Source organism: Streptosporangium sp. NPDC049248 (assembly GCF_040678965.1).
Taxonomy (GTDB): domain Bacteria; phylum Actinomycetota; class Actinomycetes; order Streptosporangiales; family Streptosporangiaceae; genus Streptosporangium; species Streptosporangium fukuiense.
The window spans coordinates 20,996-35,109 of record NZ_JBFAQY010000025.1; the positions used below are offsets into that span (position 1 = coordinate 20,996).

10 protein-coding genes are annotated in these 14,114 nt (G+C 72.2%); 5 read left to right on the forward strand and 5 right to left on the reverse strand.

What is annotated here, in order from left to right:
- Window positions 1-4: 4 nt before the first annotated feature.
- Genes AB0K21_RS33380 through AB0K21_RS33395 form a run of 4 tightly spaced genes read right to left on the reverse strand, consistent with a single transcriptional unit; the run spans window position 5 to window position 7,522 of the window.
- Window positions 5-1,498 carry a class I adenylate-forming enzyme family protein gene (locus tag AB0K21_RS33380; protein ID WP_364155629.1) on the reverse strand — a complete coding sequence of 498 codons (1,494 nt, stop codon included), beginning with the start codon at window positions 1,496-1,498 and terminating at the stop codon, window positions 5-7.
- Window positions 1,495-1,743, reverse strand: coding sequence for an acyl carrier protein (locus AB0K21_RS33385; protein ID WP_343962116.1), 249 nt, complete (start codon window positions 1,741-1,743; stop codon window positions 1,495-1,497). Before AB0K21_RS33385 ends, AB0K21_RS33380 begins: the two co-directional genes overlap by 4 nt.
- On the reverse strand, window positions 1,740-1,919 hold the full coding sequence (locus tag AB0K21_RS33390; RefSeq protein WP_030918650.1) for an MbtH family NRPS accessory protein: 180 nt from the start codon (window positions 1,917-1,919) through the stop codon (window positions 1,740-1,742). The genes AB0K21_RS33385 and AB0K21_RS33390 overlap by 4 nt, the downstream gene beginning before the upstream one ends.
- Window positions 1,916-7,522: an amino acid adenylation domain-containing protein gene (locus AB0K21_RS33395; protein ID WP_364155632.1), complete on the reverse strand. Its 5,607-nt coding sequence runs from the start codon at window positions 7,520-7,522 to the stop codon at window positions 1,916-1,918. The genes AB0K21_RS33390 and AB0K21_RS33395 overlap by 4 nt, the downstream gene beginning before the upstream one ends.
- Before the next feature lie 493 nt (window positions 7,523-8,015).
- Here AB0K21_RS33395 and AB0K21_RS33400 point away from each other — a divergent pair, with 493 nt between their 5' ends.
- From AB0K21_RS33400 to AB0K21_RS33420, 5 genes are all read left to right on the forward strand, one after another.
- Window positions 8,016-8,945, forward strand: coding sequence for a thiamine pyrophosphate-dependent dehydrogenase E1 component subunit alpha (locus tag AB0K21_RS33400; protein WP_343962111.1), 930 nt, complete (start codon window positions 8,016-8,018; stop codon window positions 8,943-8,945).
- A complete protein-coding gene (locus AB0K21_RS33405) occupies window positions 8,942-9,928 on the forward strand; it encodes a transketolase C-terminal domain-containing protein (RefSeq protein WP_343962109.1) in 987 nt (328 codons plus the stop codon). The genes AB0K21_RS33400 and AB0K21_RS33405 overlap by 4 nt, the downstream gene beginning before the upstream one ends.
- A complete protein-coding gene (locus tag AB0K21_RS33410) occupies window positions 9,925-11,112 on the forward strand; it encodes a 2-oxo acid dehydrogenase subunit E2 (protein ID WP_343962107.1) in 1,188 nt (395 codons plus the stop codon). The genes AB0K21_RS33405 and AB0K21_RS33410 overlap by 4 nt, the downstream gene beginning before the upstream one ends.
- A gap of 98 nt (window positions 11,113-11,210) precedes the next feature.
- Entirely contained in the window at window positions 11,211-11,810 is a 600-nt protein-coding gene (locus tag AB0K21_RS33415; protein ID WP_364155635.1) for a copper resistance CopC family protein, read from the forward strand.
- Window positions 11,807-12,838 (forward strand): CopD family protein, encoded by a 1,032-nt coding sequence (locus tag AB0K21_RS33420; RefSeq protein ID WP_364155637.1) that lies wholly within the window; start codon window positions 11,807-11,809, stop codon window positions 12,836-12,838. The genes AB0K21_RS33415 and AB0K21_RS33420 overlap by 4 nt, the downstream gene beginning before the upstream one ends.
- Here AB0K21_RS33420 and AB0K21_RS33425 read toward each other — a convergent pair.
- Complete coding sequence (locus AB0K21_RS33425; RefSeq protein ID WP_364155639.1) at window positions 12,796-13,956, reverse strand: hypothetical protein; 1,161 nt, start codon at window positions 13,954-13,956, stop codon at window positions 12,796-12,798. The two genes, AB0K21_RS33420 and AB0K21_RS33425, sit on opposite strands and share 43 nt — an antisense overlap.
- Window positions 13,957-14,114: the final 158 nt, after the last annotated feature.

Consider the following 14,114-nt stretch of genomic DNA (forward strand, 5'->3'; position numbering starts at 1 on the left):
ATTTTCACGTGCCTTCCGTCTGACCTGTCGCGGCGGCCTCGAACAGGCCCCGCAGCTCCCTTTTGACGACCTTTCCCGACTGGTTCCTGGGCAGGGCGTCGACGACGAGCACCCGTTCGGGGAGCTCGTGCCCGGCCAGGCGGTCCATCAGGAAGACCCGTAGATCCCCGCCGGAGGTCCCGGCGGACCGCAGCACCACCGCCGCGGCGAGCACGCTGCCGAGTACCGGGTGCGGGACGCCGAGCACCGCGGCCTCCGCGACGGCCTCGTGCTCGTGGAGCGCCGCCTCCACCTGGAGCGTGGAGACCTTGAACGCGCCCGACTTGACCACGTCGCTCTCCCGGTCGACGAGGTGGAGGTAGCCCTCGGCGTCCAGGCGGCCGATGTCCCCCATCCGCACCCAGCCGCCCCGGAACGCCTCGGCGCCCGCCTGCTCGTCCCGGTAGTAGAAGCGGGTGGCGGTGGGTGAGCGCATCCAGACCTCGCCGGTCTCTCCCGGGGGCAGCGGGTCGCCGTGCGCGTCGGTGATGCGCAGGGCCCCGCCGAACGCGGGCCGCCCCAGCGCCCCCGGCCTGGACGGATCGAAGATCATGATGGTCTGGGCGGGAGCGGCCTCGGTGGAGGTGTAGTAGTTGGCGATCGTCGCGTTGGGGAAGGCGCCGGCCAGCCGCGCGGCCACCGCGGGCGGCAGGGCCGAGGCGGCCGAGCCGAGCAGCAGGACGCTCGACATGTCGTGGCGCTCGTGCAGTCCCGCGTTCAGGAACTCGATGGCCATGGCGGGTACCACGAACACGGTGCCGACCCGGCGCGACTCGATCAGCCGGGCGAGACGGCCGGGGGTGAAACGCCCGAGGGTGAGCATGGCCGGACGGGCGTCCAGCGCGTTCATCAGCATCGTCTGACCGGCGTTGGTACCGATCGGGAAGGCGTGCAGCAGGTGGCGCGAGTGGCCGAACCTGCGGCGGTTGGGGCGGGTCTCGCAGCCGAAGGCCAGGTTGGCGTGGCTGGCGCCCACCCCCTTGGGCAGCCCCGTGGTGCCCGAGGTGTAGAGGATCTGGGCCAGGTCCCCGGGCTCGACCCGCACCCCGGGCGGCCCCGCCGTCCCACCCTCCAGGTCCGCGACGGCCGCGCTCCAGCGGTCGCCCTCCGGCGGGGTGAGGTCGCGCCCGCACAGCAGCCCCGAGGCCGAGCAGTGTTCCAGCATGTGCCGTACCTCGGCGGGCGCGAGCCGGTCGGAGAGCGGCACGGCGACGGCGCCGGCCTTCTGCGCCGCGCAGTAGGCGACGGCGAAGTCGACCCAGTCCCGGCTCCCGAAGAGCAGCCCGATCCGGTCGCCCCGCCGCACGCCGCGGTCGAGCAGCCCGTGCGCGACGTCGTCCGAGCGCCGGTCCCACTCGCCGAACGTCATCGACGCGACGCCCTCGACGATCACCGCCTCCTTCCCGGGGTCCTGCTCGGCGCGGAGCGCGAGCATCTGCGGCACGGTCCCCGGGCTCACGAGGTCCGCTCGCTCAGGTAACCGACCAGCAGCGGGAAGCTGTCGAGGTAGGCGGCGCCCCCGCCGAGGTCGAGGGCGACGTCGAACTCGTCCTCGACGGCGTCGATGAGCCGGAGCAGCGCCAGCGAGGTGACGCCCAGCGCGGACAGGGAGATGTCGGAGCCGACGATCTCGTCGGCGGTGAGCCGCCCGTCGCAGGCAACGGAGATCATTCCGGCGATCCTGGAGGCCAGCGGGTCGGTCATGCCCCCTCCCCGCGCGCGCTGAGCGGGCGCATGTCCGTCCACACCTCGTCGATGTGGGCGAGGCAGTCCTCCCTGTCCCCCTCGAAACCCTCGGCCCGCCATCCGGCGGGCAGCTCCCTGCCCGCCGGCCAGATCGAGTACTGCTCCTCGTCGTTGAGCACCACCAGGAAACTCATGACCCAACCTCCTCTTTCTCGCGGGTGCGGCTCCGCAGAGCCTCGAAACCGACCAGGTCGTCGGGGAGCGCGTCGGGTACGTCGGCGTCGAAGCGGGCCAGCACCCGCACGCGCATGGCGGCGAGCGCGATGGCGGCGATGGCCAGCCCGAAGCAGGCGTACATGAAGCCGATGCCGCGGCCCTCGCCGGTGCCGATCAGCAGGCCGACGGTGCCGGCCAGCGGCCCGTCGGGGGCGAGCAGCGGCTCGAACAGGGCACTGCCGTACGGCGCGACCAGGCCGAACCCGATCGGCAGCGTGGACCAGGCGATGAGCGTGTTGAGCGCGATGACCCGGCCGTGGAACCGCTGTGCCACCTTGACCTGGATGATCGTGGCGTAGACGCCGTTGAGCAGGGTCAGGCAGAACGACATGCCGAACGAGCCGACCGCGATCAGGGCGAGGTTCTGCTGGAATCCGGTGAGCACGCAGAACACCGCCAGGGCGAGCGTGGCCAGCAGCACCCCGTACAGGCGCCGCCTGCGGGGCCCGCCCCAGACGGTCATCAGCAGGCCGCCGAGGAAGACCCCGAGCCCTCCCGCGAACGCCACCCTGCCGACGTCGTCGAGCGTCGCGAACGACAGGACCAGCGGGGAGATCATCAGGAAGAGCGGCGACAGGAAGACGTTGAGCACCGCGAAGAACACGAGCATGCCGCGGAAGCCGGGGTTGCCCCACGAGTGGCGGATGCCGTTCGCCATCTCGGCCAGGACGCTCTCCCTGCGCCGCCAGGGCATGGCGGTCGGGAAGCGGACGAACAGCAGGACCAGCGTGGCGACCACGTAGCTGGCGACGTCGATGACGAGGATGCCCTCCAGCCCGATCGTGGCCATCAGCCCGGTCGCGATCAGCGGCACGACGAGCTGGGCGGTGCCCGTGGCCATCTGGACGACACCGTTGGCGTGGCCGAGGAAGCGCTTGGGGACCAGCTGCGGTATCGCCGAGCCGTAGGCGAACCGCTGGAAGGTCAGCGCGATCGACAGGCAGACGAGCAGCGGATATATGTGCCAGATCTCCAGGTTTCCGGTCCAGAGCAGCACGCCCAGCGCGAGCTGCGTGCTCCCGGCGCCGATGTCCCCGCACAGCATGACCCTGCGCCGGTCGTAACGGTCCACGATCGCTCCCGCGAGCGGCGCCACCAGCATCCCGGGCACCAGTCCCAGCACCGCGAACAGCGCGAACCTGGCCAGCGACCCGGTGGTCAGGTAGATCCAGATCGGGATGGCGAACTCGGTCAGCGCGGACCCAGTGATCGAGACCAGCTGCCCTACCGAGACCAGCAGGAACCGCCGCATGCCGGGTGGAGGCCCGCCGGTGGCGGGGGCGGTGACGGGGCCGGGTTCGCCGGGGCCGACCACCCGCAGGTCGGCCCGGTCGCCGGTCCGCGTGGCGCCGTCGGAGCCCTGCGCGGCGCCGGACTCGGGCACCAGGACGAGGGGGCGGGCGGGGGCCGGGGACGAGCCGGAGACGCCCTGAAGCCACCAGGTGGAGTCCTCGGTGCGCTCCAGTGGCGCGGTCTGTCCTCGGGCCAGGGCCAGGTGGGTGCCGGTGAGGATGTCGGCCAGTTCCCGCGCCCGGTACTTCACGAAGAAGTGCCCGGCCTCGTCCAGCACCACGCAGGCGGCGGTGCCGGACAGCCGCAGCCACTCGCGGTAGCGCTCCTGGTAGAACTCGGTCGCCGGGTCCCGCTCCCCCACCACCGCGATGACCGGTGCCGCGAAGGGCCGGGCGTCCTCCTCCTCGAACAGCCTGGTGAAGTAGCGCTCCGCCATGCGGGTGCCCTGGCGGCGGTTCTCGATGATCAGCCTGAGCTGGTCGCGCTCGAACTCCTCGACGTCCAGCCCCGCCGCGGAGAGCGCGTTGATCCTGCCCTGGTCGCTGGTCATCCGGTCCATCAGGGTGCCGAGCCAGCCCAGGCCGCGCCCAGGCCGGGCGAAGGGGAACACGCCACCGAGGTAGATCGCGTCGACCGGGCGGCCCGCCGCCTCCAGGTGCCGGGCGATCTCCACGATCAGCATGACGCCGAGCCCGCAGTGCCCGTAGAGCACCAGCGGCCCGCGCACCCCGGCGAGGATCTCCTCCGCGCACTCCCGGGCGACCTCGTCGAACGGCCGCGACCGCTCGCCGAGCTCGTGTCCCGGGACCGCGACCGAGTACAGCGCCCAGTCGGCGGGCAGCGCGTCGGCCAGCGGCTGGTAGACGACGGCGCTGCCGCCGCCGAACGGCACGCAGACCATGGTGGCCGTGGCGGCGCGGGGCGGGGTGAGCCGGTGCAGCAGCTCCCGCCCGCCGTCGCCGCCGGTCTCCAGCAGCCGGGCCAGTTCCCTGACCGTGCGGTTCTTGAACAGCTCCAGCACGGTCACCGCCCGCTCGGGGACCCGCGCGCGCAGCCGGGCGATCACCCGCATGGCGAGCAGCGAGTGGCCGCCCAGGTCGAAGAAGTCGTCGAGCGCGCCGACCCGCTCCACCTCCAGGATCTCGGCCCAGATCCCGGCGACCGTCTCCTCCAGCGCGGTCTCCGGCGGCACGAACCCCGCGGCCGAGACCTCGGTCGCGGGATCCGGCAGCTTCGACCTGTCGACCTTGCCGTGGGATTTCAGCGGCAGCTCGTCCAGCCACACGTAGCGAGCCGGGATCATGTAGTCGGGGAGCCGCTCGGCCAGCCAGGACCGCATCTCGGCGGCCTCCGGGCCGGCCTGCCCGACCAGGTAGGCGACCAGGCGCCCGCCTCTCAGGTCCACGACGGCGCCCGTCACCCCCGGATGCCCGGAGAGCACCGCCTCCACCTCCGCCGGCTCCACCCGGTAGCCGCGGACCTTCACCTGCAGGTCACGCCGGCCGAGGAACTCCAGCTCCCCGCCGGGCAGCCAGCGGCCGAGGTCGCCGCTGCGGTACATCCGGGCACCGGGGGCGCCGTACGGGTCGGGCAGGAAGCGGTCGGCGGTCAGCCCGGGACGGCCCAGGTAGCCCCGGGCCAGCCGGTCGCCGCCCAGGTAGAGCTCGCCGGGAACCCCGGCCGGGACCGGCCGCAGGTTGTCGTCGAGCACGTGTACCAGCGCCCCGGGCATGGGCGATCCGATGGGCAGCGCCGTCCCCGCCCCCGGAGCGGCCCCCGAGGCGGCCCGGAAGGCGAGGGCGGCGCCGTCCACCGCGGCTCCGGAAGCGGCTCCGGAAGCGGCTCCGGGCTCGACGGGGTAGGTGGTGACGCCGACGGTGGCCTCGGTGGGGCCGTAGTGATTGATCACCCGGCACCGCCCGGCCGCCGCGAGCTCCGCGGCCCAGGCGCGCGGTGCCGCCTCGCCGCCGAGGATCAGCAGCTTGCCGGGGAGCAGCTCGTCCGGGGTCGCGTCGGCGAGCAGCGCCGCCAGGTGGGATGGGGTGATCTTGAGATGGTCGACGCCGTGCCTGCGGAAGTAGGCCGCCAGTTCCGGTGCGGCCGTGCGCGGGGGGATGAGGTGCAGCGCGCCCCCGGTCATCAGGCACAGGTAGAAGATCGTCACCCCGAAGTCGAAGGCGAGCGACTGGAGCAGTCCGAACACCCCGCCCGGCTCGATCTCCAGCCGCTCCCGCACCCCGGCGAGATAGACCATGACCTGCCGGTGCTGCACGGCCACGCCCTTGGGCCGCCCGGTGGTCCCCGAAGTGTAGATGACGTACGCCAGGTCGTCGGGGGTCACGCCGCTCTCCACCGGCCCGGCGTCCGGCCCGATGTCCGGCCCGCCGGAGTCCTCGGCGCCTTCCGGGTCGCCTTCCTGGTCGCCCGGGGCGGGGACCAGGACCGTGGGCAGTCCCTCGGGCAGGCGGTCGCGGAGGTCGGACGCGGTCACGGCCGCCCGCGCCCCGGCGTCGGAGAGCACGTAGGCGATCCGATCACCGGGATGGTCGGGCTCCAGCGGGAGATAGGCGGCGCCCGCCTTGAGCACGCCGAGCACCGCGACGGCCGTGTCCGCCGACTGCTCCAGGAAGACGGCGACCCGGTCGCCGCGGCCCACGCCGGCCCGCCGCAGCAGGCGCGCGAGCCGCTCCGCCCGCCCCAGGAGCTCCGCGTAGCCGAGCGAGGTGTCGCCCGCCACGACCGCGACGGCGTCCGGGGTGAGCCTGGCCTGCTCGGACACGGCCTCGTGCAGCAGCCCGGTGCCGAAGGGGGTCACGGGGGTGGACTCGCCGAGTGCCAGGACCCGGCGGCGCTCGTCCGACGGGAGGATCTCAAGCTCGGAGATCGGCGCGCCGGGGTCGGCGACGACCGACCTCATCAGGTTCTCGAAGCACGCGGCCATCCGCTCGGCGGTGCCGGGGTCGAACAGCGCGGTGCTGTAGGTGAGGTGGCCGGTGAGCCCGTGGGCGGTCTCGAACAGGTAGAGGGCCAGGTCGAACCGGCTGGCCGTGGCCTTCACCGGGTAGGGGGTCATGGTCAGGCCCGGGGTTTCCAGCGGGCTGGAGCGGTAGTTCTGCAGGGCGAACATCACCTGGAACACCGGTGACCTGCTGACGTCCCTCTCCACGCCCAGCTCGCTGACGAGCCGGTCGAAGGGGAGTTCCTGGTGGGCGTAGGCGTCCAGCGCCGTCTCCCTGACCCTGGCCAGCAGTTCGGCGAACGTGGGGTCGCCGGACAGGTCCGCGCGCATCGGCAGCGAGTTGACGAACACGCCGACCACCCGCTCCAGCTCGGGCAGGTCCCGCCCGGAGACGGGCGAGCCGACCGCGAAGTCGTACTGCCGCGAGTAGCGCGAGAGCAGCACCTCGAAGGCGGCGAGCAGGATCATGTACGGGGTGGCGCCGTGGGCGCGGCCCAGCGCGGCGACCGCCGCACTGAGTTCGGCGTCCAGGGCCACACCGCAGGCGGCGCCCTCCCAGCTCTGCTCGGCGGGACGCGGGCGGTCGGCGGGGAGCTCCAGCGGGGGCAGCCCGTCCAGCCGCCGCCGCCAGTAGCGGATCTCCTCGGCGTGGTCGCGCTCCCGCTGCCAGTGCGCGTAGTCGCCGTAGCTCACCGGCACCGGCGGCAGCTCCGGGTCGCGGTCCTCACGGTACGCGGCGTGCAGGGTGAGGAGCTCCTCCATGACGATGTCGCACGACCAGCCGTCGGTCATCGCGTGGTGCATGGTGAGCAGCAGTACGTGCTCGACCGGTCCAAGCCGGACCAGGAGCGCCCGCAGCGGCGGGCCCGCGGCGAGGTCGAAGGGCCTGGCCAGCTCCTCGTCGATCTCCGCGAGGTCGCCGCTGGTCCGCAGCACGGCCGCGGGCGCGTCGTCGACGACGACCGCGGGACCGCCGTCGGGGGTGGTGACCAGCCGGGTGCGCAGGCTCTCGTGCCGGAGGGCCACCTCGGTCAGTGCTCGGGCGAGTGCCTCGGCGTCGATCTCCCCCTCCAGCGTGGCCGCGAAGGCCACGGTGTAGGCGGAGGTGCCGGGGGCGTACTGCTCCAGGAACCAGAGCCGTTCCTGCGCCGGGGAGAGCGGGGGCACCGCCCCGGAAGGGCGCGGCGGAATCGCCGCCGCGACGACGCGGCCGCCCAGTCGCTGGGCGAGCAGTGCTTTCTTGGCCGGTGAGAGGCCGGTTCGCGTCAAGACACCTCCGTACTGGCGAAGAGGAACCCGTGAGCGTTCCCCCGCGGCGGGGAACGGGATCGCCCGAGTGTGCGATCCCATGTCGGCCGGCCGGATCGGCGCGGACCAGAGGACCTGCGCGGCGCGGAGTGACCCCGGCGCCGAAAGATGTGAGCGTTCGGGCGAGATGGAGGCGCCCGACCGGGCGCCTCATGTCACCGCGCGGCTGCACGGTGTCGTGGGAACGCTCCCACGGAGGAGGCTAGAGATCTCCCGCCGAATTCGTCAAGGTTACAGCGTTGTTTTCGAGCCCCATAAATCGAAACAAACCACCTTTTAGGCCCTTTTTGCAGATGAATGCACCTATTCTTCATTCCTTGAATATCTGTCATCCGCACAGTCATTGACTCTCATTCGTGCGCCTCCTACGCTCCGGATGGGAGCGCTCCCATGCCGCCTCCGCCCCAGTGGCCGAGCGTGTTCCCCAAGATCGTTCGATGCCAGGAGCGCACACGTGGTCGTCACCGCCCCAATCCCCCCGTGCCTGCGGCAGCCGCCGTCCCCGCCGCCGAGAGAGGACCTGGAACTCCTCCTGCTCATCCGGCACTTCGAGCTGACCCTGCTCAGGCTCTTCGAGGCGGGTGAGCTGAGCGGGACCACCCACACCTGTCTGGGCCAGGAGTACATCCCGGTCGCGCTCTCGCCGCTGCTCCACGACGACGACTTCGTCCTCAGCAACCACCGCGGCCACGGGCACTTCCTGGCCAGGTACGCCGAGCCGCACGGGCTGCTCGCCGAGATCATGGGTCGCGAGGGCGCACTCTGCGCCGGGGTCGGCGGCAGCCAGCACGTCTACCACCGCCGCTTCCTGTCCACCGGTGTCCAGGGCGAGAGCCTGCCCGTCGCGGTCGGCGTGGCCCTGAAGCTCAGGGAGACGGGCGCGCTCGCCTGCGCCTACGTCGGCGACGGCACCTGGGGCGAGGGGGCGGTCTACGAGGCGCTCAACATGGCACGGCTCTGGCGGGTCCCGCTGCTGGTCGTCGTCGAGAACAACGGCATCGCCCAGTCCACCCCGACGTCTGCGCAGATGGCCGGGAGCGTCGCGGCCCGCGCCGCCGCGTTCGACGTCGGCCACCACCGGGTGACCTCGACCGAGGTCGGCGAGATCCGCGCCGAGCTGGCACCTCTGCTCGGCGCGGTCCGCGGCGAGTCGCGCCCGCTGGTGGTCGAGTTCGTCACCCACCGGATCGGCCCGCACAGCAAGGGCGACGACACACGCACCCCCGAGGAGATCGCCCTGGCCGCCGGCCACGACTGGTACGCCCGCTACGCGCGGGACTTCCCCGAGCACTTCGCCGCCCTGGACCTGGCGGCCCGCGAGCGGGTCGAGCGGATCGCCGCCGAGGTCGCCGCCCGCCCCCCGTCGGTCTGGGAGCGCCCGTGACCCGCGTCTCCGAACACCTCAACCGGGCACTGCACGACCTGATGGAGGCCGACCCGCGGGTGCACCTGCTCGGTGAGGACGTCGGTGATCCGTACGGCGGGGCCTTCAAGGTCACCAAGGGCCTGTCCACCCGGTTCGGCCACCGCGTCCGGTCCACCCCGCTGAGCGAGGGGGCGATCGCCGGGATCGGCGCGGGCCTGGCGCTGGCCGGGGACCGCGCGATCGTCGAGATCATGTTCGCCGACTTCGCCGCGCTCGCCTTCGACCAGCTGGTGAACTTCGCCGCCAAGTCCACCTCCATGTACGGCAGGAGGGTCCCCGTCCCGCTGGTCGTCCGCTGCCCGTCGGGCGGCAACCGCGGCTACGGCCCCACCCACAGCCAGAGCCCGCAGAAGCACTTCATCGGTGTGCCCGGCCTCTCGCTGTTCGAGATGACCCCCTTCCACGACGCGGGCGAGCTGTTCGCCCTGATGTTCGCCCTGGAACAGCCCTGCCTGTTCTTCGAGGACAAGGTCCTCTACACCCGGCGCAGGTACGAGGGCGGTGTCGTGGACGACCTGTTCCGCTACGAACTGACCGGCGGCGTCGCCCGGGTCTTCGTGGACGGCGTGACCGAGCCCGACTGCACGCTGATCGTCCACGGCGGCATGACACACCGGGCGCTTGACGCCATGCGCGCCCTGCTGATGGAGGAGGACGTGGCCTGCGAGCTGCTGGTTCCCGCGCGGCTCTATCCGCTGCCCACGCTCCCCGGGCTCGACCGTGCCCGGCACGTGTGCGTCGTCGAGGACGGCTCGGAGGGCGGCACCTGGGGCGCCGAGGTGGCGCGGGTGCTCCACCCCCGGCTCTGGTCCACCCTGCGCCGCCCCATCAGCCTCATCAGCGCGGCCGACAGCGTCATCCCGGCCGCCCCCCACCTGGAGCGCGAGATCCTCGTCCAGTCCGGCCGGATCCGGCACGCCGTCGCGGAGGCCCTGTTGTGACCGAGGTCCGGGTACCCAAGCTCAACAACAACGACGCCTCGTACCTGCTGGTGGAGTGGGAGGCGAAGGACGGCCAGGCCGTACGGGCCGGGGAGCCGCTCGCGGTGCTGGAGACCTCCAAGGCGGCCGAGGAGCTGACCGCCGAACGGGACGGGACGCTGCGGCACCTGCTTCAGGTGGGCGCCGAGTGCTCTCCCGGCCAGGTGATCGCCCGCCTGCTGTCCGCCGGTGAGGACCCCGCGGCCGACCCCGCCCCCTCCCCCGCCGAGACGGGCGCTGGGCAGGAGGAGCTCGTCATCACCGCCCCCGCCCGGCGGGCCATGGCGGAGTACGGCATCTCCATGGACCAGGTCCGGGCCCTCGGCAGGAAGGTGGTCAGGCGGGCCGACCTGGTCCCGCCGCACACCCCGCACGGCGGAACGGGCGGCGCGGTGAGCGTCACCCTTCCGCCGATCGAACCGATGAGAGGCACCGTTCCGCTCACCCCGCCGGACCTGGACGACTCCCACCTGATCGAGCCGTCCAGGGCGCAGCGACGCACCGCCGAGGTGGTCGAGCGGTCGCACCGGGAGATCCCCGCCTCCTTCACGGTCATGCGGGTGGACGTGACGGACGCGCTGCCGTTCGCCCGAGCGGAGACGAAGCGGCTACGTGCTCTCATCGGCCTGCCCGAGCTGCTCGTCCAGGCGACCGGGCGGCTGCTCGACCGCTTCCCCCTCTTCTTCGCCACACCCGTCGACGGCCGCCGCGCCCGCCGCGCCACGACGGCGGAGGTGGGGGTGACCGTCGACGTCGGAGGCGGCATGTACGTACCGGTGGTGCGCGACGCGGGCCGCCGCCCGCTCGACGAGATCGCCCGCGACCTGGCAGGCTTCCGTAAGACCGCGCTGGGCGGCACCTTCAGGGAGCGTGACCTGGTGGGCGGCAACATCATGCTCACCCTGCACACCGACACCTCGGTGATCACCGCGATCCCGATCGTCTTCCCCGGCCAGATCTGCGCGCTCTCCCTCGGCGCCCCGCGCCCCGAGGTGGTGGAGACCCGCGAAGGCGCCTTCGTCACCAGGAAGGTGATCTCCCTCGGCCTCGCCTACGACCACCGCTTCGTCAACGGCCGCGACGCGGCGGAGTTCCTCGGCGCGCTCAGGTCCGCCCTGGAGAAACCGGGAAACGGCGACGTCTGACGCCCCGGCCGTCCCTGCCTCCGGGCGCGATTCCCCAGCGCGAGGTGAAGGTGGGAACATGTCGAGGTCATGAAGTACCCAACGGAAGGCCATGACCGGTGAGGCGGCTACTCACGGTCCTGTTGCTCGCGTGCGTCGCGCTGCTCTGCGCGGTCACCCCGGCTCAGGCCCACAACGTGCTGATCGACAGCGACCCCAAGGACGGTGCCGAGCTGGCCACCGGCCCCGAGACGATCACGCTCACCTTCGACCAGCCTGTCCGGCAGGGCTTCGCGCAGATCAGCGTGACCGGTCCCGACGGCACGCGGTGGGAGGACGGCAAGACGGCGGTGAACAGGGCGAAGGCCAGCGTCCGGGTGAAGGCCCTCGGCCCCGCCGGGGAGTACGTGGTGGGCTACCGGATCCTCTCCGCCGACGGACACCCGGTCTCCAGCAAGATCACCTTCACCCTGACCGCACCCGGCCCGGCCTCCTCGGCGCAGGCCACCGAGCAGGCCACCGAGCAGGCGACCGCGGAGCCGGTCCCCGCGGGCCCGGCCCCCGCGGACCAGGGCCCCGATCTGGGCGCCCAGGCCGCCGAGGCCGCGCAGAACGGCGGGGCCGGGATGGCGGTGCTGTGGATCGCCGCCTCCATCGTCCTGCTCGGCGGAGCCACCGTCGTGGCGATGCGCCGTACGAAGGAGGGGGGCGCGAGATGACCGTGACCGTCGAGCGGGTCCCCGAGGCCGGCACCGCCAGGAGGCTGGTGGCTGGCGGGTTCGTGTCCGGGGGCGTGCTGGCCGTGCTGGCCGCGACCGCGTTCACCGCGCAGGAGGCGGTGCCGGGGATCGTCATCCCCGGGCCACTGGTGGAGTACGGCCTGCCGGTGCTGCGGGTGCTGCTGGACCTGGCGACGGTGGCGGTGGTCGGGCTGAGCCTGCTGCCGAAGATGCTCGGGTTCGACGACCCCGAGCGGACCGAACCGGTGATGCGCCGGGCGCGGCCGATGGCGGTGACCTTCGCCTGGGCGTGGGCGCTGCTGGCACTGCTCATCATCGTCTTCCAGACGGCCGAGCTGAACCCCGGCCTGATCCCCACCCCGTCGATGATCGCCGCGTACGTCGACGGCGTCGGTGCCGGGCAGGGCATGCTCTTCACCGCCGCCTGCGCGCTCTCCTACGCCGGGATCGGACTGCTGGCCGTGCGGTACGGCGAGAAGGTCCCCGCCGAACTGCGGATCGTGATCGCCTTCTTCGGGCTGCTGCCGATCCCGGTCACCGGCCACGCCGTCGACTCGGTCTGGCACGACCCCATCATGATCTCGATGGAACTGCACGTGATGGGCGCGGCGGCCTGGACCGGCGGCCTGCTCACGATCATCCTGCTGGTCGCCGCGGACCGGGAACTGCTGGCGCGGGTGCTGCCGAAGTTCTCCAGGCTGGCCACCCTGGCACTGGTCCTGGTCAGCGTCTCCGGGCTGGTGACCGGGCTCGCCACAATGGCCCTCACCCCCGGGGTGGAGCTGCCGGGGGCGCTGCTGCGCGGTGAGTACGGCCCGCTGGTGGTGGCCAAGGTCGCCAGTGTGGCCCTGCTGATCCCGTTCGCCGCCCACATCCGCTTCCGCCTGCTGCCGCACATCGCGGAGCGGCGGGCGACGGCGGTCGTCGCATGGGCGGCGGCCGAGATCACCGTGATGGGACTCGCCTACGGGGTGGCGGTGGCGCTGACCACGGCCTCCCTGTCCTGAGCCCGGAGCGGGTAACGGCCACACGCCCATTCGACCGTCAGCCACAGGGCGGCCAGCCCCGCCCCCCCGATCAGCATGGTCGCGGGGGTCACCAGCGGGGGCGCCATGAACATCGCGTGCTGGAAGCGGAGCGCCTGGTCGACGACGAGGGTGACGCCGAGTGCGCCGACCAGCGCCCTGACCACGGGCATCCTGATCAGGAACGCCAGGTCGACGGCGAGTGCCCCGGCGATCAGGAAGACCGGCACCGCCGAGCGCGGGAAGTCGGCGACCGCGAGCAGGGGCCAGATCAGGGTGCGGTAGGCCACGTAGGCGCCGACCACCGCGGTGGCGGAGAACATCCGGCCGATCATCACCCGGGCGCAGACGGCCACCAGCATGGCGGCGATCACGGCGTAGAGCGGGTAGAGCTGGTCGGGAACGGGCAGCGTGAAGTGCAACGCCACCGCCCTGTCGTCCACCGGCAGGCCGATCTGGTCGGCGGCGAACCTGATCAGGATCGGCTCCGCGTCCGGCTCGCCCCTGTCCCAGGCGGCCAGGCCGTAGACCCCGTACTCCTGGTGCTGTTCCGGGAACCAGACGTTCTCGAAGAGGAAGACGAAGAGCCCGCCGAGGACCAGCGTGCGCGTCCGGCCGGGAGCCGCCCGGATGAACCAGCCCCAGGTCACGCCGCAGAGCATGAGGAGCGTGCCGATGTAGAGCATCATGTGGGACGGGCTCCACGAGGTGATGTCGAGCCCGTTGACCCGGTGGTTGATCAGGTCGAGCGGTACCGCGACCAGGAAGATCCCCGTACCCCAGGCGATGAGGCGCTGCGCGAGCTTGTCGACGCCGTAACCGGTGTAGATGTGGATGATCGTGAGCGCCAGGGCGATGGCGGTGCCGACACTGTTGAGCAGGTGCGGCGGGGCCAGGTCGTCACGGAGCCACTTGAAGTGCCAGGAGACGTCCCAGGACGCCCCGAGCACCTTGAAGGAAAAAGCCACCAGCCACCCGAAGTAGAGGAGCCTGAACAGGTCCTCCGGGGTCTCCCTGCCGGCCTTTCCTCGCGTCCAATACGGCAGAGCCCACTCGATGACCGGAGTGGCTCTTCTTCGGAGGCTTTCTACTGGCTTCACGTGTCGAAATGATGCCGCCCCTTCACCTCGGTCCGCAATCAGGGACATCCCCGAGCCATCGGGGCGACCGTCACCCTTCCGACACGGCTGATCACCCCTGCCCGGATGACCGGCCGGGATGCTCCTGAGAGTCGTCTCAGGAGCATTTCAGCTTGGAT